Origin of the sequence: Mesorhizobium sp. M0029, from assembly GCF_040323735.1 — a bacterium.
GTDB lineage: Bacteria > Pseudomonadota > Alphaproteobacteria > Rhizobiales > Rhizobiaceae > Mesorhizobium.
Map to the genome: position 1 here is coordinate 1 of NZ_JAMYVF010000005.1, position 19,032 is coordinate 19,032.

The 19,032-nt window shown below is 62.7% G+C and carries 23 protein-coding genes; 14 read left to right on the plus strand and 9 right to left on the minus strand.

The genetic code is table 11. From position 1 onward, the window contains the following. Positions 1-139: 139 nt before the first annotated feature. The 5 genes from NKJ76_RS10385 to hslV all read right to left on the minus strand — a co-directional run bounded on the left by NKJ76_RS10385 (position 140) and on the right by hslV (position 4,363). Positions 140-1,096 (minus strand): DUF1402 family protein, encoded by a 957-nt coding sequence (locus tag NKJ76_RS10385; RefSeq protein ID WP_352537343.1) that lies wholly within the window; start codon positions 1,094-1,096, stop codon positions 140-142. A 276-nt stretch (positions 1,097-1,372) separates the two neighbouring features. Next, the gene (gene hslU, locus NKJ76_RS10390) at positions 1,373-2,686 is read right to left on the minus strand and encodes an ATP-dependent protease ATPase subunit HslU (RefSeq protein ID WP_023672325.1); all 1,314 of its coding nucleotides are present in this window, start codon (positions 2,684-2,686) and stop codon (positions 1,373-1,375) included. A gap of 1 nt (position 2,687) precedes the next feature. Then, positions 2,688-3,290, minus strand: a complete 603-nt coding sequence (locus tag NKJ76_RS10395) for a DUF2585 domain-containing protein (protein WP_352537344.1) — start codon at positions 3,288-3,290, stop codon at positions 2,688-2,690. Positions 3,291-3,294: 4 nt separating this feature from the next. After that, the gene (locus tag NKJ76_RS10400) at positions 3,295-3,822 is read right to left on the minus strand and encodes a GNAT family N-acetyltransferase (protein ID WP_352537345.1); all 528 of its coding nucleotides are present in this window, start codon (positions 3,820-3,822) and stop codon (positions 3,295-3,297) included. Beyond that, positions 3,812-4,363 (minus strand): ATP-dependent protease subunit HslV, encoded by a 552-nt coding sequence (gene hslV, locus NKJ76_RS10405; protein WP_023672322.1) that lies wholly within the window; start codon positions 4,361-4,363, stop codon positions 3,812-3,814. Before hslV ends, NKJ76_RS10400 begins: the two co-directional genes overlap by 11 nt. Before the next feature lie 237 nt (positions 4,364-4,600). Between hslV and hisB the strand changes: the two genes are divergently transcribed. The 9 genes from hisB to coaA all read left to right on the plus strand — a co-directional run bounded on the left by hisB (position 4,601) and on the right by coaA (position 10,435). After that, entirely contained in the window at positions 4,601-5,200 is a 600-nt protein-coding gene (hisB, locus tag NKJ76_RS10410) for an imidazoleglycerol-phosphate dehydratase HisB (protein WP_023727853.1), read from the plus strand. A 4-nt stretch (positions 5,201-5,204) separates the two neighbouring features. Further along, a complete protein-coding gene (locus tag NKJ76_RS10415) occupies positions 5,205-5,681 on the plus strand; it encodes a DUF2628 domain-containing protein (RefSeq protein WP_023695989.1) in 477 nt (158 codons plus the stop codon). Position 5,682: 1 nt separating this feature from the next. Further along, entirely contained in the window at positions 5,683-6,333 is a 651-nt protein-coding gene (gene hisH / locus NKJ76_RS10420; protein ID WP_023681413.1) for an imidazole glycerol phosphate synthase subunit HisH, read from the plus strand. Between the two features lies 1 nt (position 6,334). Next, entirely contained in the window at positions 6,335-6,625 is a 291-nt protein-coding gene (locus NKJ76_RS10425; protein ID WP_023710435.1) for a DUF1330 domain-containing protein, read from the plus strand. 3 nt (positions 6,626-6,628) lie between these two features. Continuing rightward, the gene (gene hisA / locus NKJ76_RS10430) at positions 6,629-7,375 is read left to right on the plus strand and encodes a 1-(5-phosphoribosyl)-5-[(5-phosphoribosylamino)methylideneamino]imidazole-4-carboxamide isomerase (protein WP_352537346.1); all 747 of its coding nucleotides are present in this window, start codon (positions 6,629-6,631) and stop codon (positions 7,373-7,375) included. Further along, a complete protein-coding gene (locus NKJ76_RS10435; protein WP_023741283.1) occupies positions 7,372-8,208 on the plus strand; it encodes an arginase family protein in 837 nt (278 codons plus the stop codon). Before hisA ends, NKJ76_RS10435 begins: the two co-directional genes overlap by 4 nt. Next, positions 8,205-9,011, plus strand: a complete 807-nt coding sequence (gene hisF / locus NKJ76_RS10440; protein WP_023695992.1) for an imidazole glycerol phosphate synthase subunit HisF — start codon at positions 8,205-8,207, stop codon at positions 9,009-9,011. Before NKJ76_RS10435 ends, hisF begins: the two co-directional genes overlap by 4 nt. Before the next feature lie 8 nt (positions 9,012-9,019). Further along, complete coding sequence (locus tag NKJ76_RS10445) at positions 9,020-9,343, plus strand: phosphoribosyl-ATP diphosphatase (RefSeq protein ID WP_023672314.1); 324 nt, start codon at positions 9,020-9,022, stop codon at positions 9,341-9,343. A gap of 132 nt (positions 9,344-9,475) precedes the next feature. After that, a complete protein-coding gene (gene coaA / locus NKJ76_RS10450; RefSeq protein ID WP_352537347.1) occupies positions 9,476-10,435 on the plus strand; it encodes a type I pantothenate kinase in 960 nt (319 codons plus the stop codon). Here coaA and NKJ76_RS10455 read toward each other — a convergent pair. The 4 genes from NKJ76_RS10455 to NKJ76_RS10470 all read right to left on the minus strand — a co-directional run bounded on the left by NKJ76_RS10455 (position 10,422) and on the right by NKJ76_RS10470 (position 14,597). Next, the gene (locus tag NKJ76_RS10455) at positions 10,422-11,558 is read right to left on the minus strand and encodes a phosphatase PAP2 family protein (protein ID WP_352537348.1); all 1,137 of its coding nucleotides are present in this window, start codon (positions 11,556-11,558) and stop codon (positions 10,422-10,424) included. The genes coaA and NKJ76_RS10455 overlap by 14 nt on opposite strands. Positions 11,559-11,682: 124 nt before the next feature. Beyond that, positions 11,683-12,312: an alpha-ketoglutarate-dependent dioxygenase AlkB family protein gene (locus NKJ76_RS10460; protein WP_023681406.1), complete on the minus strand. Its 630-nt coding sequence runs from the start codon at positions 12,310-12,312 to the stop codon at positions 11,683-11,685. Between the two features lie 153 nt (positions 12,313-12,465). Next, the gene (gene arfB / locus NKJ76_RS10465; protein ID WP_023672309.1) at positions 12,466-12,900 is read right to left on the minus strand and encodes an alternative ribosome rescue aminoacyl-tRNA hydrolase ArfB; all 435 of its coding nucleotides are present in this window, start codon (positions 12,898-12,900) and stop codon (positions 12,466-12,468) included. A gap of 86 nt (positions 12,901-12,986) precedes the next feature. Then, positions 12,987-14,597, minus strand: coding sequence for a phosphoenolpyruvate carboxykinase (locus NKJ76_RS10470; protein WP_023672308.1), 1,611 nt, complete (start codon positions 14,595-14,597; stop codon positions 12,987-12,989). Between the two features lie 346 nt (positions 14,598-14,943). Here NKJ76_RS10470 and NKJ76_RS10475 point away from each other — a divergent pair, with 346 nt between their 5' ends. The 5 genes from NKJ76_RS10475 (at position 14,944) to NKJ76_RS10495 (ending at position 18,838) form a co-directional block, all read left to right on the plus strand. Beyond that, positions 14,944-15,645 carry a response regulator transcription factor gene (locus NKJ76_RS10475; RefSeq protein WP_010912942.1) on the plus strand — a complete coding sequence of 234 codons (702 nt, stop codon included), beginning with the start codon at positions 14,944-14,946 and terminating at the stop codon, positions 15,643-15,645. A gap of 84 nt (positions 15,646-15,729) precedes the next feature. Continuing rightward, positions 15,730-17,511: a sensor histidine kinase gene (locus NKJ76_RS10480; RefSeq protein WP_023672307.1), complete on the plus strand. Its 1,782-nt coding sequence runs from the start codon at positions 15,730-15,732 to the stop codon at positions 17,509-17,511. Positions 17,512-17,523: 12 nt separating this feature from the next. Then, positions 17,524-17,985, plus strand: coding sequence for an HPr kinase/phosphorylase (locus NKJ76_RS10485; RefSeq protein ID WP_023672306.1), 462 nt, complete (start codon positions 17,524-17,526; stop codon positions 17,983-17,985). Between the two features lie 164 nt (positions 17,986-18,149). Further along, entirely contained in the window at positions 18,150-18,551 is a 402-nt protein-coding gene (locus tag NKJ76_RS10490) for a PTS sugar transporter subunit IIA (protein ID WP_023672304.1), read from the plus strand. Next, on the plus strand, positions 18,548-18,838 hold the full coding sequence (locus tag NKJ76_RS10495; protein ID WP_023672303.1) for an HPr family phosphocarrier protein: 291 nt from the start codon (positions 18,548-18,550) through the stop codon (positions 18,836-18,838). The genes NKJ76_RS10490 and NKJ76_RS10495 overlap by 4 nt, the downstream gene beginning before the upstream one ends. The last annotated feature ends 194 nt before the right edge of the window (positions 18,839-19,032 follow it).

Here is a 19,032-nt window from a genome sequence, read left to right on the forward strand (position 1 = left end):
CGCGCCGCGCCCCCCCCCCCCCCCCGCGGGGGGGGGGGGGGCGCCCCCCGGGGGGGGGGGGCGCCCGCGGCACCGACCCCCACCCGGACCTTTGGTCCGACCTCCCCACAAGGGGAGGTAGACGGCTGAGCTAAGCCCGCTAAAACAGCGCCTTCAGCTCGTCCAGCTTGTCGTTGACCAGCCAGCCGTAATAATTCTCTTCCGGCAGCTTGACCGTCTCACCCGCGGCGCGGCGCTTGTCGTTCTCAGCCTTCAGCGCATAGGCGCGTTGCTCGGGATTGCCGACATTGTAGAGCGTGGCGGTCAGCCCCGGATTGCCTGAGATGTCGAAGCCGGCAATGTTTTTGTAGGCGTCAATCGACTTCCTGATCGTCGCTGCCACGTAGGGCAATGTCAGATCCGGATCCATGATGGTCTTGTAGACCCCATTGGGATCGGCGACATCGAGCTCGGGCAGCCCCGACACCTTGTGCACGAGATCGCTCATCTGCAGCGCGGTCAGCGGGTTGAGCTGGCCGAGGCCAAAGGTCTGGCCGGCATAATAGGGCTGGAAGAAGGTGGCGCCGAAGCGGTCGTTGGGAAAGCTGGTGCCGCCGACGGTCTTGCCGCGGAAGGAGCGGTTCCACACCTGCTCGCGGCATTCCCACAGGTCGTAGCTGTCCGACATTGTGCACTCCTTGAATTCCGGCCGCTGCACGAAATCGGTGATGTCCTCGCCGTCATAGGCGAAGGACAGCTTGCTGGAGAGGTAGGAGATCGCCTTGACGTAGTAGGTCTGCAGCCGGTCGTAGGCATCGACATTGTAGGTGTGCTCGCCGACGATGGCGCCGACGATGTGCAAGGGGTTGATGCCGTAAGCGGCAGCCGCCTTCCTGATTTTGGCGCGCAATTCGGCGTCGTTCTGCAACAGAGCGTAGACCTTGCGGTATTTGGCCTGGAAGGTGGTGTTGGTGGCCTGGGTGCGGCGGCTGGAGGCGCCCGGTATGTCAGGCTGCACGACATTGCGGTTGCCCGCCGGCACCAATGTCGCCGCGTCAGCCGCGAACAGCGTCGCCGCCAGCGTCAAGCCAAGAATGAGCAGGATCAGTTTTTTCATGCGCCGCCGCCTAGAGAATTGCCGCGCAAATTAGGTAAAGCTCCCGGTCGAGTCGAGAGCGCCCTTGCAGCCAGCAAGACGAAAGGTGGCCGCATGATACCATCCGGCCACACACGATGATGTTTGCCGGAAACTGTTGCCTAAGCATCGGCCCAAAGATCGAAACCGATTTTTGGAAAGTCCGATGCGTCGATTCAATACTGTTAGAGCGACCTTTGCGCGTCCAAAGGACGCGCGGCGCTCTAATACCGGCGCCGGATGAACCGGCGCCCTCGTTTAAAGGATGAATCGCGACAAATCTGTGTTTCGCGAGAGGTCGCCGACATGCTTTTCCACATAGGCGGCATCGATGGCGACGCTGGTGCCGTTGCGGTCGGGCGCGTCGTAGGAGATCTCGTCCAGCACGCGCTCCATCACCGTCTGCAGGCGTCTCGCTCCGATGTTTTCGACGCTAGCGTTGAGGTCGACAGCGATGCCGGCCAGCGAATCGATGGCATCGTCGGTGAAGGTGAGGTCGACGCCTTCGGTCTTCATCAGCGCGATATACTGCTTGATGAGGCTGGCCTCGGTCTCGGTGAGGATGCGAATGAAATCGTCCTTCTCCAGCGCCCGCAACTCGACACGGATCGGCAGGCGGCCCTGCAATTCCGGCAACAGGTCGGACGGCTTGGAGACATGGAAGGCGCCCGAGGCGATGAACAGTATGTGGTCGGTCTTCAACGGTCCGTATTTGGTCGCCACCGTGGTGCCTTCGATCAGCGGCAGCAGGTCGCGCTGCACGCCTTCGCGCGAGACGCCGGCGCCCATGCCGCCTTCGCGCGAGGCGATCTTGTCGATCTCGTCGAGGAAGACGATGCCGTCATTTTCGGTCGCGTCGAGCGCCCGGCGCACCACCTCGTCCTGGTCGAGCAGCTTGTCGGACTCGTCGTTGACCAACAGCGCGTAGGACTCCTTGACCGTCGTCTTGCGCGCCTTGGTCTTCTTGCCACCCATCGCCTTCGACAGCATGTCGTTGATGTTGAGCACGCCGATATTAGCGCCCGGCATGCCGGGGATCTCGAAGCCGGGCATGCCGCCGGTGCCGGTGTCGGCAACCTCGATCTCGATCTCCTTGTCGTCGAGCTCGCCGTCGCGCAGCTTCTTGCGGAAGGAATCGCGGGTCGCCGGGCTCGCCGTCTTGCCGACCAGGGCTTCCAGCACGCGCTCCTCGGCATTGAGGTGCGCGCGCGCCTTCACGTCCTCGCGCATCTTCTCGCGCACCAGGCCGATGGCGATCTCGACCAGGTCGCGGATGATCTGCTCGACATCGCGGCCGACATAGCCGACTTCGGTGAACTTGGTGGCCTCGACCTTGACGAAGGGCGCACCGGCGAGTCGCGCCAGGCGGCGCGAGATCTCGGTCTTGCCGACGCCGGTCGGGCCGATCATCAGGATGTTCTTCGGCATCACCTCTTCGCGCATCTGGCCTTCCAACTGCTGGCGGCGCCAGCGGTTGCGCAAGGCAATGGCCACGGCGCGCTTGGCGTCCTTCTGGCCGATGATGAAGCGGTCGAGTTCCGAAACGATTTCACGGGGAGAGAAGGTGGTCATATCACTGAATTCCACTTTGCCACTGCTTGATGGACTCGAACGGATGCAGCAGCATGATCACGTTGAGCGTCAGATTGTCCCGGATGAGGTAGCCGACACCCAGTTCGAAGATGAGGGCGAGGCCGACGATGCTCCATATAGGTAGCTTTCTGGCCATCACAAACCCCAGCACCATGGCCAGCGTGTCGGACACCGAATTGATGATGCTATCGCCATAATAATCCAGCGAGATGGTGCCGGCGCGGTAGCGCTCGATGATGAACGGGCTGTTTTCCAGGAGTTCCCAGCCGCCCTCGATGATGACGGCGAAAGCCAGGCGCAGACCGATCGGGGAGCGCGGGAACAGGAACCAGGCCAAGGCGTAGAACAGGAAGCCGTGGATGATGTGCGAGAACGTATACCAGTCGGAAATATGCTGGGAATTCTCCGAACTGTTCACCACACCGTGCCAGAGCTTGACGTAGCCGCAGGTGCAGATCGGCGAGCGGCCCATGCCGTAAAGCGCGCCGGCCTGGAAGATGAGCAGAGCGAGCACGAGCAGAAGCCCCATCCGCCAGCTGTCTTCGTAGGCCGAGTAATTTTTGGCAGTTCCCGGTGTCGCCATCAACTCATTCCCCTTCTTCCGCGTCGCCGTCTTCGGCATCGGCAGCCATCAGCACGACGTCCCCATATCTAGAGTGCCTGCGATCGATAGCCCTGAAGCCCGCTTTTTCATAGGCGCGGATGGCGCGGCCATTGTCGGGATGCGGATCGATGATGATGCGCGGAGCGCCTTCATCGAACAGTTGCTCGACGAATTGCCTGACGATCGCCGAGCCATGACCTTTGCCAACCAGGTCCGGCACGCCGATCGACAGGTCGATGCCGAGCGTGCCGAACGGCTGGTCGGCATAGGGATGGCCATCTTCCAGATGCGGATCGTAGCTCTGCAGATAGGCGATCGGCCTGCCGTCGAACTCGACGATCAGCGGCTCTACAGAAATTGAGTCAATGTGCTCCCGGATTTCGGCGATTTCCGTCTCCGGATCGTCCCACCATTCGGCGACATGCGGCTCGGCCAGCCAGCCGGCGATCATCGGCAGGTCTTTTTCGGTAACCGGTCGAAAATCATAGAGCACCGGCGGGTTAGCCGGCATCGAGCGTTTCGACAACAAAGTTGTTGTTGGTATAGACGCAAATGTCGGAGGCGATCTGCATCGCCTTGCGGGCGATCTCCTCGGCATCCTTGTCGCTGTCCATCAGCGCGCGGGCAGCGGCCAGCGCATAGTTGCCGCCGGAACCGATGGCCATGACGCCGAATTCGGGCTCTAGCACGTCGCCGGTGCCGGTGAGCGCCAGCGAAACCGACTTGTCGGCCACCAGCATCATCGCTTCCAGCCGGCGCAGATAACGGTCGGTGCGCCAGTCCTTGGCGAGCTCGACGCAGGCGCGCGTCAACTGGTCCGGATATTGTTCGAGCTTGGCTTCCAGCCGCTCCAGAAGGGTGAAAGCGTCCGCTGTGGCGCCGGCGAAACCGGCAATGACATTGCCGCCCTTGCCGATGCGGCGCACCTTTTTGGCGTTGCCTTTCATGATGGTCTGGCCAAGGCTGACCTGGCCGTCGCCGGCGATCACCACCTTGTTACCCTTACGCACCGTCACGATGGTCGTGGCGTGCATGCTCAGTTCATTGGACATCTGCTGCTCCGATTCGCGCGATCCCGATAAGGCGATTGGCGCGCGGTACGAGTGATTTCGATCGGCCATATGTATGCATGGGGCGGGTGATTGCAAACGGCGTCCGCCATGGCCGGTGGCTGTCCGCATCGCAACTGGCAATCGCCGGTTCATGCTGCTAGAAGGCACTCGTTTTCAAGCAAATGACAGCTTGGAACCCCGTCTTGAGTTTCGAATCCCTCAGCCAAGGACAAGGTCATGGCGTCCCGTTCCGCCGAAGTCAGCCGCAAGACCAAGGAAACCGAGATCAGTGTCTCGGTCCATGTCGACGGCACCGGAAAATCCGACATGTCGAGCGGCGTCGGCTTCTTCGACCATATGCTGGACCAGCTGTCGCGCCACTCGCTGATCGACATGACGGTGAAGGCGAAGGGCGACCTGCACATTGACGACCACCACACGGTCGAGGACACCGGCATTGCGATCGGCCAGGCGCTGGCCAAGGCGCTGGGCGAGCGGCGCGGCATCATGCGCTATGCCTCTGTCGACCTTGCCATGGACGAGACGCTGACGCGGGCCGCGATCGACGTGTCGGGCCGTCCGTTCCTGGTCTGGAATGTCGCCTTCTCGTCCCCGAAGATCGGCACGTTCGACACCGAACTGGTGCGTGAATTCTTCCAGGCGCTGGCGCAGAATGCCGGTATCACGCTGCATGTCACCAATCATTATGGCGCCAACAATCACCATATTGCCGAGACCTGCTTCAAGGCGGTGGCGCGCGCGCTGCGTTTCGCACTGGAGCGCGACCCGCGCCAGCCGGAAGCGGTTCCCTCCACCAAGGGATCTCTGAAAGGGTAGGCTGATGGCCATCTATGTCGTGATGGAACCGCCAGGCCGCACCGAGGCGGCCGACGCAACCGTTTTGGTCCGCGACGGTTTTTCCTGGCTGGCTTTCCTGGTGGCGCCGCTGTGGCTCGCCTGGCACCGGCTTTGGATCGAGGCCGCGCTCGCCTTCGTCGCCATGGGGCTCATCTCGGTGCTCGGCCAATGGCTGGGACTGGACTGGGCCGGCTCCGCACTGTCTTTACTGGTCTCGCTCTATATCGGGCTGGAAGGCCAAGGGCTGCGGATCGCAGCGCTGCGCTGCCGCGGCTGGCATGAATGGGGCGTCGTCGAAGCCGACAATCCTGACGATGCCGACATCCGCCAGACACTGGACGCCGAGGCGCTTGCCGACGAGCCGGCGCCGCTGCCGCGCATCGTGCCGGACGCCAGCCTGGCCCGGCCGACGCAGACCGGGCTGACGCTGGGCCTGAGCCATACGCCGGGAAAAGCCTGAGATGCGGGTTGCCATCATCGATTACGGGTCGGGCAATCTGCGCTCGGCCACCAAGGCCTTCGAGCGCGCCGCGCATGAAGCCGGCATTGCCGCTGCCATTGAGCTGACCGCCGACGCCGAGCGGGTGCGCAGCGCCGACCGAATCGTTTTGCCCGGCGTCGGCGCCTATGCCGATTGCGCGGCGGGCCTGCGCGGCGTCGCCGGCATGTGGGAAGCGGTGGAAGAGGTAGCGATCGCCAAGGCGCGGCCGTTCCTCGGCATCTGCGTCGGCATGCAGCTGATGTCGGAGCGCGGCCTGGAAAAGACCGTGACCAAGGGCTTCGGCTGGATTGCCGGCGACGTCAAGGAGATCACGCCCGCCGATCCGGCACTGAAGATCCCGCAAATCGGCTGGAACACCATCGATCTGGAGCGCAAGCACCCGCTGTTTTCGGGTATTGCGACCGGGCCTAAGGGTCTGCACGCCTATTTCGTTCATTCCTACCATCTCGACGCGACAAGGCCGGACGAAGTGCTGGCCGTCGCCGATTATGGCGGCCCGGTAACGGCGGCGGTCGCGCGCGGTAACCTTGCCGGCACGCAATTCCATCCGGAAAAGAGCCAGGCGCTCGGCCTGGCACTGATCACCAACTTCCTGCGCTGGAGGCCTTGAGATGAGCAAGAAGGGCTACTGGATGGCGATGGTCGATGTGACCGATCCGGAAAACTATCCGAAATACATCGCCGCCAACAAAGCGGCGTTCGACAAATACGGCGCGAAATTCCTGACGCGAGGCGGTCAGTCGTCATGCCCGGAAGGGCCATCCGGCAATCGCCATGTGATCGTCGAGTTCGAAAGCTACGAGATCGCGCTGGCTTGCTTCCATTCCCCCGAATACCAGGCAGCGCTGAAATTCCGGCGCGCTTATTCGACCTCGCATTTCGCCATTGTGGAAGGGGTCTGAACGGTGATCCTGTTTCCCGCCATCGACCTCAAGGACGGCAAGTGCGTGCGGCTGAAGCACGGCGATATGGCGACCGCGACCATCTACAATGACGATCCGGCGGCCCAGGCCAAGGCCTTCGAGGACCAGGGTTTTGATTGGCTGCACGTCGTCGACCTCAATGGCGCGTTCAAAGGCCAAAGCGTCAACAGCGCGGCGGTCGGCGCCATCCTCAAGGCGACGAAAAACCCGGTGCAGCTCGGCGGCGGCATCCGCACGCTGGCGCAGATCGAGGACTGGCTCGACCGCGGGCTGGCCCGCGTCATCCTCGGCACGGTGGCGGTGCGCGATCCCGACCTGGTCCGGGAAGCCTGCAAGGAATTTCCTGGAAAGATCGCCGTGGGCATCGACGCCAAGGGCGGCAAGGTGGCGGTCGAAGGCTGGGCCGAGGCCTCCAGCCTCGGCGTCATCGAACTGGCGCGGAAATTCGAAGGCGCCGGCGTTGCCGCCATCATCTACACCGATATCGACCGCGACGGCGTTCTGACCGGCATCAACTGGGATGCCACGATCGATCTCGCCGACGCGGTGTCGATCCCGGTCATCGCCTCGGGCGGGCTGGCCTCGATCGCCGACATCGTGCGCATGACAATGCCCGACGCAAAGAAACTCGAAGGCGCCATCTCCGGCCGCGCGCTCTATGACGGGCGCATCGATCCGGCCGAGGCGCTTGCGGTGCTGCAGGGCAAGGCGATGGAGGCCCGATCTTGAAGATCTCCATCATCCTGGCCTCCTATGACAGCGGCCACTATCACGGCGGCATGGGCCGAGGCCCGGATGCACTCGTCGCCGGCGGGCTGGTCGACGCGCTGACGCTCTCCGGGCATGACGTCGTCGTCACCGATATCGGCAGGGTTGGCGACGAACAGCAGCGCGAGATCGCCACCGGCTTTGCCGTGTGCGGCGCCGTCTCCGGCGAGGTCCGCATCGCCATAGACCGCGGCCGGCTTCCCATCGTGCTGGCCGGCAATTGTCTGACATCGGCCGGTGCGGTTGCCGGCGAGGATGCCGATGCGATCATCTGGGCCGACCAGCATGGCGATCTCAACACGCCGGAGACGTCCATCTTCGGCTTTCTCGACGGCATGGCGCTGGCCACGGTTCTCGGCCTGTGCTGGAAGCCGATGGCCTCGGCCATCCCCGGCTTCAAGCCGATCGATCCGGCGCGCTGCGTGCTGGTCAACGCGCGCGATCTCGATCCGGCCGAAACAGAGCTGTTGAAGACTTTGCCGGTCATCCGCACCGAATGCCCGGACTGGGCGACGGCGAGCACCAGGCTGAAGGCGCCGGACGCGAAGCGGGTGCACCTGCATCTCGATCTCGACGTGCACGACCCCGGGGCGCTGCAGGCCAACCGCTACACCACGCCCGGCGGCCCGGAGCCGAAACAGCTGCGCCAGGCTGTCTGCGGCATGGCCGGCCTGCTGCCGATTTCCGGCATCACCATTTCCGCCTACGATCCGGCGTTCGATGCGCAGGCCGAGGTTCCGCCGCTGGTCGGCGAACTGCTCAGCGAGTTGCTGGCGACGATGGAGAAGGGCTGATGCTGAAGGCCCGAGTCATCCCTTGCCTCGACGTCAAGAACGGCCGCGTCGTCAAGGGGGTCAATTTCGTCGACCTCATCGATGCCGGTGATCCGGTCGAGGCGGCCAAAGCCTATGACGCGGCCGGCGCAGACGAGCTTTGCTTTCTCGATATCACCGCGTCGTCCGACAACCGTGAAACCATCTTCGACGTCGTCGCCCGCACCGCCGAACAATGCTTCATGCCGCTGACCGTCGGCGGCGGCGTGCGCCAGGTGGCCGATATTCGCAAACTGTTGCTGGCCGGCGCCGACAAGGTGTCGATCAACACTGCGGCGGTGAAGAACCCCGATTTCGTCGCGGAAGCCGCCGACAAGTTCGGCAACCAGTGCATTGTCGTCGCCATCGACGCCAAGAAGGTGTCGGCACCCAATGAAGCCGACCGCTGGGAGATCTTCACCCATGGCGGCCGTGAAAAGACCGGCATCGATGCGGTCGAGTTTGCGCGAAAAATGGTCGATCGCGGCGCCGGCGAGATTCTTTTGACCTCGATGGACCGTGACGGCACCAAGGCCGGTTACGACATTGCGCTGACCCGCGCGATAGCGGATGCGGTGCGCGCGCCGGTCATCGCGTCGGGCGGCGTCGGCACGCTCGACCATCTGGTCGAGGGCATTCGCGACGGCCACGCCGGCGCCGTGCTCGCGGCCTCGATCTTCCATTTCGGCACTTACACGATTGCGGAAGCCAAGGCGCATATGGCCGAGGCCGGGCTGCCGATGCGGCTGGACTACCCGGTTCAATCCACTCCACAAAGGCTGTAGGCTGCGCCATGGCTGAATTTTCGCTGTCCGATCTGGAAACGATCATTGGCGAACGCGCCCGTTCCGGCGACCCGGACTCGTGGACGGCAAAACTGTTCGCCAAAGGCATCGACAAGGCGGCGCAGAAGCTTGGTGAAGAGGCAGTCGAGACGGTGATTGCCGCCGTCAAGGGCGACAAAAATGCCCTCGTTTCCGAAAGTGCCGATCTCATATATCATTGGCTCGTCGTGCTTGGCATGGCCGGCGTTTCGCTGGGCGAGGTGCTGAAGGAGCTTGAGGGCCGTACCGGCCGTTCGGGCGTCACTGAAAAGGCATCCCGGCCGAAAGGCTGACCGCGAGAGCCGGATGATTTCGGGCCGAGGCCTTAAATCTGAATCCGTCTCTAAATTGATAGAGGGAGCATGATGTCGCCCGAAAACCGCTTCACACTTTTCGGCCTCATGCTCTAGAGGGCAGGAAACTCGATGGACCAACTCGCTCCGACCGAGAAATATTCCCCCTATCGTTTCTTCTCGGCCGAGCAATGGTCGAACTTCCGCGCCGACACGCCGATGACGCTGGGCGAAGACGAGATCAACCGTCTGCGCTCACTGAACGATCCGGTCGACCTGGAAGAAGTCAAGCGCATCTATCTGTCGCTCTCGCGGCTGCTTTCGGCGCATGTCGAGGCCAGCCAGTTGCTGTTTCGCCAGCGCCAGGCCTTCTTCAACGCGCTGGATGTGGTCAAGACACCGTTCATCATCGGCATTGCCGGTTCGGTTGCGGTCGGCAAATCGACCACGGCGCGCGTGCTGAAGGAGCTTCTGGCGCGCTGGCCGTCGAGCCCCAAGGTCGATCTCATCACTACCGACGGGTTCCTGCTGCCCAACAAGGTGTTGCGACGCGACAATCTGATGGAGCGCAAGGGCTTTCCCGACAGCTACGATGTCGGTGCGCTGCTGCGTTTCCTCTCGGGCATCAAGTCGGCGCAGCGCAATGTCCGCGCGCCCGTCTATTCGCATTTGACCTATGACGTCATTCCCGGCGAGTTCGTCACCATCGACCGGCCCGACATTCTGATCTTCGAAGGCATCAACGTTCTGCAGCCCGGCAAATTGCCGAAGGACGGCAAGATCGTGCCGTTCCTGTCGGATTTCTTCGATTTCGCCATTTATATCGACGCCGACGAAAAGCTGATCCACCAATGGTACATCGCCCGCTTCATGCGGCTGCGCGAGACGGCCTTCCGCAATCCGGACTCCTTCTTCCACCGCTATTCGCGGCTTTCGGAAGACGCCGCGCGCGCCATTGCGGAAGGCTTGTGGGCCAACATCAACCTGAAAAACCTGCGCGAGAACATCGTGCCGACACGGGCGCGGGCCGACCTCATCCTGCGCAAGGGCGCCAATCATCTGGTCGAGGAAGTGGCGCTCAGGAAACTGTGACGGCCGCCTCCGGGCGGCTGCCGCCAGCCGCCGATTGCCGGGCCGGGCCTGGCATCAGGATTTCGCCGTCGGGTACCAGCTTGCGGACGGCCGCACATAGGGCGATCGTGAGCGCGACCGCCGCATAACCATCGATCGCATAGTGCCAACCAAGATAGACCGAACTCGCGACTATGAAGGCGACATACAGAAATGCGATGGCGCCCAACCGCTGGTCGTACTCCCAGGTATACACCGCATTCAGGGTGATCAAGGCGACATGAACGCTTGGAAATGCCGATATTCCCGACGCGAGTCCAGTCACACCCTCGGTCTGGAGCGTCCACAGATACTGCTGGTACACGGCGGCGGAACTCGGCGACGGGCTTTGCGCAAGAAACGAAAGCTGTTCACCGAAGCGTGGCACATCGCCGGTGACATAGCCGTAGAACGCCGGTCCGGCCGACATGAACAGCCCGGCCAGGATGTTTCCGACGACCACCCACACCACCATGAAGGACAGCACATAGCGTCTCTTCAGATGCGTGGTGCGTGGTGACGTGACCATGAAAAACAGCATGCTGTAGCAAATGATGAACCACAGCATGTCGTAGTTCCATCCGACGGATTCCCGTACCCAGTCATGCTTGCCGATAACGTAGAGCCATCGCCACGGATCAGTGCCGAAATGCAGATAGGCATCGATATCCGCCAAGGCGCGATCATAGGGGAAACCTTTCCACAGGACGGACATGCCGTTCTTGACCGAGGTGAAGGTGCTTTGGAAAATCATGATGCCCATCAACAGACATATGCCGGAAAAGAGAACCGCCATCCGCTCGGCTGAGAACATCTTGCCCGCAGCAAATTTCCGCCGACGCTCAAATCGATGCAAAAGCCAGCCGGTTTCCAGGAGAAGCGATACCGCCGGCAGCACGAAACCGAAAACCATAAGCCATATCGGCACGTAGGTCTGGTATGCGGTGCGATGGAGCGCGCCGACCCAAGCCAGAAACCCCAGCCCCGTTGCAGTGTAGATGCCAATGAACAGGTAGAGCGATGCATCCGAGCGGGCGATCGAAACCGTGCGCCATGCGGCATTTCGAATGTAGCGCCAAATCACTTCGGATTCGATTTCGAGCATGGTATCCACACCGGGAATGATGACGTTTTGGCGCAGACTAGCGGCCGAAACCTTAAATTCCGTTAGGGACTTTTCATTCGCAAGGTCAGTGGTTCAGTAAGTGCAAGAATGCACTCTCACCTCTTCAAGGCAAGGTCACCCGCCGCAGCGTCAGATTGATCCTGCCGCCATTTTTCAGCAGCGCCGAGGTCGACGGATAGATGCGGTCGACGCCGTGGAAGCAGAGCCGGCCTTCGCCGCCGAGCACGACGACGTCGCCGCTTTTCAGGCGGAACGATTTGGTACCGCCGTCGCGTGTGGCCCCCCTGCCCGTCACTTGGCCGACCCGGAACAGGCAATCGTCGCCAAGTGACACCGAGACCACTGGGGCCGAGAAATCGGCTTCGTCGCGATCCTGGTGCAGACCCATTTTGGCGTCCTGCGTATAGAAATTGACCAGGCAGGCCTCCGGCGGATTCGGATAGGCGGCGACCTCCCGCCACAATTGCAGCAGCGCGTCCGGGATCGGCGGCCATGGCTCTCCGGTGAGTGGGTGCGTTGGCTGGTAGCGATAGCCCAGCTCCTTGTCAGTGACCCAGCCGAGCGTGCCGCAATTGGTCATGCGCACGCTCATCTCCTTGCCGGTCCGCGGCATCGCCGGCACGTACAGCGGCGCCCGCTGTACAATGGTCCTCACCTCTTCGACCAGCGCTTCCTGCGCCGCGCGGGACAGATAACCAGGCATGTGGCGGACGCCTTTGGGCAGAACGAGCATGACTTCGCCTCCGGTTGATACTGAAACCATGCCACCGCCAATCAGAAACGGCGACCCGAAAGCCACCGTTGTCGGCCTCCCTTTCTGTGGCAATGGTGAAACCTTGCGGCTGCGGCAGGGGAGGCCGCTTTATGCACGCAGTCGGCGCGGTCCTTAGTCGTTCTCTACCCGGCCGCGCAGCTTTTTGATCGTGCCGCGCCCTGCCTTGCTTTGCAGCCGCCGCTCCACCGAGCCTTTCGACGGCCTGGTCTTCTTGCGCGGCGGCGGCGGCGGTTCCGCGGCCTTGGCGACCAGCGCCGTCAGCCTTGCCCGGGCATCGGCCCGGTTCTGCTCCTGGGTGCGGAAGCGGCCGGCCTCGATGACGATGACGCCGTCCTTGGTGGCGCGCTGGCCGGCGAGCTTGATCGTGCGCGCGCGCACGCGTTCGGACAGGCCAGCCGCATTGGCGGCGTCGAAGCGCAATTGGACGGCGGTCGCCACCTTGTTGACGTTCTGGCCGCCGGGACCCGACGAGCGGATGAAATCCTCGTGCAGGTCGCCCGGATGGATTACGGCTTCGTCTGATATGATGATGTCGTCGATAGGCATGCCGCAGTCATGGCGCGGCGGACCAAAAAAGAAAAGGCCCGATCGAGATCGCGCCTTTCAAGGATGCTTCGGTGAAGACGCCTCGACTATTCCGCAGCTTCCTGCAGGCGGGGTGCTGCGCCGAGCACGACGGCATCGACATGGCTCTCGAATTTCTCGAAGTTGACGGCGAACATGCCGACCAATCGCGCTGCCTGCCGGTCATAGGCTGCCTTGTCGGCCCAGGTCGAACGCGGGTCGAGAATGGCGCTGTCGACGCCAGGCACAGCAACCGGCACCTCGAAGCCGAAATTGGCGTCGGTGCGGAAACCGGACGCCTTCAGCGAACCGTCAAGCGCTGCGGCCAGCAAGGCGCGCGTCGCCTTGATCGGCATGCGCTTGCCGGTGCCGTAGGCGCCGCCGGTCCAGCCGGTGTTGACCAGCCAGCAATCGGCGCCGTGGCGGGCGATCAGCTCGCGCAGCAGATTGCCGTATTCCTTGGGGTGGCGCGGCATGAACGGGGCGCCGAAGCAGGTCGAGAACGTCGCTTCCGGCTCGGTAACGCCCTTCTCGGTGCCGGCCACCTTGGCGGTGTAGCCGGAGAGGAAGTGGTACATCGCCTGCGCCGGGGTCAGCCGTGCGATCGGCGGCATGATGCCGAAGGCATCGGCGGTCAGCATGATGATGTTTTTCGGGTGGCTGGCCCGTCCGCTCTTCGAGGCATTGGGGATGAAATCCAGCGGATAGGCGCAGCGCGTGTTTTCGGTGAGCCGGCCGTCGTTGAAGTCCGGCACGCGGTCGGCGTCGAGCACGACATTTTCCAGCACCGTGCCGAAACGCTGCGTGGTGGCGAAAATCTCCGGCTCGGCCTCGGCCGACAGCCGGATCGTCTTGGCGTAGCAGCCGCCTTCGAAGTTGAAGATGCCGTGCGGTCCCCAGCCGTGCTCGTCGTCGCCGATGAGCGTACGTGACGGATCGGCCGACAGCGTCGTCTTGCCCGTCCCGGAAAGCCCGAAGAAGATCGCTGCGTCGCCGCCCGGGCCCTCATTGGCCGAGCAGTGCATCGGCATGACGCCCTTTTCCGGCAGCAGATAGTTGAGCATGGTGAACACCGATTTCTTCATCTCGCCGGCATAGGAAGTGCCGCCGATGAGCACGATCTTGCGGGTGAGATCGACCGCAATCACCGTTTCGGTGCGGCTGCCGTGGCGGGCCGGATCGGCGCGGAAGGACGGCAGGTCGATGATCGTCATCTCCGGCACGAAATCCTCGAGCTCGGCGGCCTGCGGGCGGATCAAAAGATTGCGGATGAACAGCGAGTGCCAGGCGAATTCGGTGATGACCCGCGTCGGCAGCTTCAGCTCGGCATCGGCGCCGCCGACGAGGTCCTGCACATAGAGATCGCTATTCGCGGCGTGGACAAGGAAATCGGCGAGCAGCATTTCGAACTGGCCCGCCGAAATCGCCTTGTTGTTGTCCCACCAGACATGGGGCTCGGTGGCGCCATCGCGGACGACAAACTTGTCCTTGGGCGAGCGGCCAGTGTGCTGGCCGGTCTCGGCAAGCAGCGCGCCGCCGGCGGTCAACCGGGCCTCGCCACGACGGATCGCTGCCTCATAAAGGGCGGCCGCACCAAAATTATAATGCACCGTGCCGGTGGTTTTCAGGCCGATACGATCGATCGCGCAAGCAGAATTGCGTTTGCCGACTTCCGACATCAAGGGTCCCTTCTTCTGGATTCGCCGCACTTTGCCGGCGCGTTTCCGGCGAGCCCGCGTTAGGGGCTGAGACGGTGAGAACCAGAAAACTCGAATGATATCAAATCATTAATCGATTTAAAAATTTTGAAAGTTGTTTAAATCGTTTATATGTGCAAAAAATCACGGTGGTTGCCCAAAGGATTGGCACACAGTGTTCGTCCAACCCGTGTAGAGGTTCCGATGGGGCCGCCGGCAAGCCGTCCGCGACAGCGGGTGGAGCCTGTGCCACATTTTGTACCTAATTTGTCCTGCAAAAGCCCCTTCTCTAAGACAGAAGGGACAGCTCATGAGGGAGCCGCTTGAAATGGCAACAATCGCGCTTGTCGATGACGACCGCAACATTCTGACATCGGTGTCGATCGCCCTCGAGTCCGAGGGGTATCGCGTCGAGACCTACACGGATGGTGCGTCGGCGCTGGAAGGCCTGGCGGCGCGGCCGCCGAATCTCGCCATCCTCGACATCAAGATGCCGCGCATGGACGGCATGGAGCTGTTGCGCCGGATGCGGCAGAAGTCCGACCTACCGGTGATCTTCCTGACCTCGAAGGACGATGAGATCGATGAGCTTTTCGGCCTCAAGATGGGCGCCGACGATTTCATCCGCAAACCGTTCTCGCAGCGCCTGCTGGTCGAGCGGGTGCGCGCCGTGCTGCGCCGCGCCAGCGCCCGCGAAGCTGCGGCAAAGGCGCCCAGCCAGCAGGCCCGTTCGCTGGAACGCGGCCAGCTGGTCATGGACCAGGAACGCCATACCTGCACCTGGAAGGGCGAGCCGGTGACGCTGACGGTCACCGAATTTCTCATCCTGCACTCGCTGGCGCAGCGCCCCGGCGTGGTAAAAAGCCGTGATGCGCTGATGGATTCGGCCTATGATGAGCAGGTCTATGTCGACGACCGCACCATCGATAGCCACATCAAGCGGCTGCGCAAGAAGTTCAAGGCCGTCGATGACGACTTCGAAATGATCGAAACCCTTTACGGAGTCGGATACCGGTTCCGCGAAGCTTGAGTTGATGCATGTCGCCCAAAAGTGGTCGCGTTTTTGGGACGACGACATGCATAAAACCAAAGACTAGGCGGGAGCTGCTATTCGATGGCAGTGGATGTACAGCGGAGCAGACGAACGAGCGCTGTCAGGCGGTCGCGGATTCTGCCCGCATTCCTGTCGAGGTTGACGGTGCCGATGCGCCGCTTCCTCGGCCACCACATCTTTTCCAGCCTGACCCGGCGCATCCTGTTCCTCAACCTGGCCGGCCTCGCCGTGCTGGTCACCGGCATCCTCTATCTCAACACCTTCCGCGACGGGCTGATCGACGCCCGCGTCGAAAGCCTGATGACGCAGGGCGAGATCATCGCCGGCGCCATTGCCGCGTCGGCAACGGTCGAGACCGATTCGATCAGCATCGATCCGGAAAAACTGCTCGAACTGCAGGCCGGTGAAAGCCTGGGGCCGGGCTCAGACCAGCTCGACAATCTGGATTTCCCGATCAATCCCGAGCGCGTCGCGCCGGTGCTGCGGCGGCTGATTTCGCCGACGCGCACCCGGGCCCGCATCTATGACCGCGACGCCAATCTGCTGCTCGATTCGCGCCATCTCTATTCGCGCGGCCAGATCCTGCGCTACGACCTGCCGCCGGTCGAGGACGAGCAGCCGGATATGCTGGAGCGCGTGCAGAAATTCGTCTTCGACTTCTTCCGCAACAAGGACCTGCCCGTCTACCATGAGCAGCCCGGCGGCAACGGTGCGGCCTTCCCGGAAGTGGTCAAGGCGCTGACCGGCAGTCCATCGACGATCGTGCGGGTGAGCGAACAAGGCGAGCAGATCGTTTCGGTGGCGGTGCCGATCCAGCGCTTCCGCGCCGTTCTCGGCGTGCTGATGCTGTCGACGGAAGGCGGCGACATCGACAAGATCGTCGCCGCCGAGCGCAAGGCTATTTTGCGCGTGTTCGGCATCGCCGCCCTGGTCACCGCCATCCTGTCGATGCTGCTCGCATCCACCATCGCCAATCCGCTGCGCCGGCTATCGGCGGCGGCAGTGCGGGTGCGGCGCGGCGTCAAGAGCCGCGAGGAGATCCCCGACTTTTCCGACCGCCAGGACGAGATCGGCAATTTGTCGGTCGCGGTGCGCGACATGACCAATGCGCTCTATGCCCGCATCGAGGCGATCGAAAGCTTCGCCGCCGATGTCTCGCACGAGCTGAAGAACCCGCTGACCTCGCTGCGCAGCGCGGTGGAGACCTTGCCGCTGGCCAAGAACGACAATTCACGCGGCAGGCTGATGGAGATCATCCAGCACGATGTCCGGCGTCTCGACCGGCTGATCACCGACATTTCCGATGCCTCGCGCCTCGACGCCGAACTGGCGCGTGAGGATGCCGCCACGGTCGATTTGAAGAAATTCATTACCGATCTCGTCGCCGTGTCGCGCGAAGCGACGCGCAACAAAAAGGCTGTCGAGATCGAATTCAAGGCCGCCAAGCTGCCGCAAGGCGTCAAAGGCTATTTCGTCACCGGCCATGATCTGAGGATCGGCCAGGTCATCACCAATCTGATCGAGAATGCCCGCTCCTTCGTGCCGGAGGACCACGGCCATATCGCCATTTCCCTGGCACGCTCGGGCAAGGTCAACATCGTCACCGTCGACGACAACGGCCCCGGAATCCGCGCCGACGCCATCGACCGCATCTTCGAGCGCTTCTACACCGACCGCCCGGCGGGCGAGGCGTTCGGCCAGAATTCGGGGCTTGGCCTGTCGATATCCAGGCAGATCGTCGAAGCCCATGGCGGCACGCTGACCGCCGAGAACATCCCCGGCACCAAGCCCGGCGACATCAAGGGCGCGCGCTTCGTCGTTACGCTGCCGGCCGAAGGCTGATCGCGGCTGCGCATGCCCGATCCCACCGCGGAACCCGAGAACATCCATGCCACCGCAGTCCTGATTGGCGAGCGGGGCGTCCTGATCACCGGGCCGTCCGGCTCGGGCAAGACAACGCTGGCGCTGGCGCTCATCGACCATTTCAGCCGGCTCGGGCTGTTTGCGCGGCTGATCGGCGACGACCAGCTGTTTGTCGCGGCGCGTTTCGGGCGGCTGGTCTGCCATGCGCCCGCCAGCATTGCCGGCCTCGCAGAGGTGCCCGGACTTGGTCCGAAGCCGCTTTTGTTCCAACCTGTGGGAGTCATCGACCTTACGATCCAGCTGGTTGCCGCTAACGCTGTGGAGCGTTTCCAGGAAGAGTCGAGCGCGACCATTGCCGGCTGTGTGGTGCCGCGCATCGACCTCGTTCAGCGCAACGTCACTGCGGCTTTGCCGGCGGTAATGGCGCGGCTGGCGATTGCGCCTTTCGTATGATCCGCCGCCGGTTTTTTGCTGCAATGCGTCAAATTGGCCATGGCCGACGCAATTTTGGGCTTGTCAACGCGCCGCGCGTCGACAAGATAGCGCTCCCGCCGCCTGGGATGGCCGGCGAGCATAAAAAGCGCCTGTGAAGCGGCGATGACGGGAGCCACCATAGAATGATCGGACTCGTGCTTGTAACGCACGGTCAACTGGCCGCCGAGTTCCGCCATGCCGTGGAACATGTCGTGGGGCCACAAGACAATTTCGAAACCGTGGCAATCGGCGCCGATGACGATATGGAGCAGCGTCGGCGCGATATCGTCGACGCCGTCGGCCGCGTCGACACCGGGACCGGGGTCATCGTTCTGACCGATATGTTCGGCGGCACGCCTTCCAACCTCGCCATTTCGGTGATGGAATCCGGTCGCACCGAGGTCATCGCCGGCATGAACCTGCCGATGCTGATCAAGCTGTCGTCGATCCGCAAGGGCGACAACATGGCGACCGCGCTCGACGAGGCGCAGGCCGCGGGGCGCAAATACATCAATGTCGCAAGTCAGCTGCTGAGCAGCAAATGAACGCGCTGTCGCCCGGTGAGATCGTGCGCGAGTTCCCGATCGTCAACCAGCGCGGCCTGCATGCGCGCGCCTCGGCGAAGTTCGTCCAGGTCGCCAGCGGCTTCGACGCCACCGTCCATGTCGAGAAGGATGGTCTCAAGGTCGGCGGCACCTCGATCATGGGGCTGATGATGCTGGCGGCGAGCCCCGGTTATTCGATCCGCGTCACCGCCAGCGGCGCTGAAGCCGCAGCGGCGATGGACGCGCTGGAGCAGCTGGTCGCCTCGCGCTTCGGCGAAGAGTGCTGAAGTTTTTGCTTTGAACGCCGTTGTCCCAAAACCGCGGGATACTTTTGGGCGGCATGCATCCCCGTAAAACACATACGCGCATAAAGATTTCTTTATATCCCATTGTCGTCTTGGCGGCGATCTGCTAGTCAGGCCGGCATTCCGCGCCCTTCGACGCGCCGTGTGGCGCAGGCGCATTCTGAAGACAAATCACA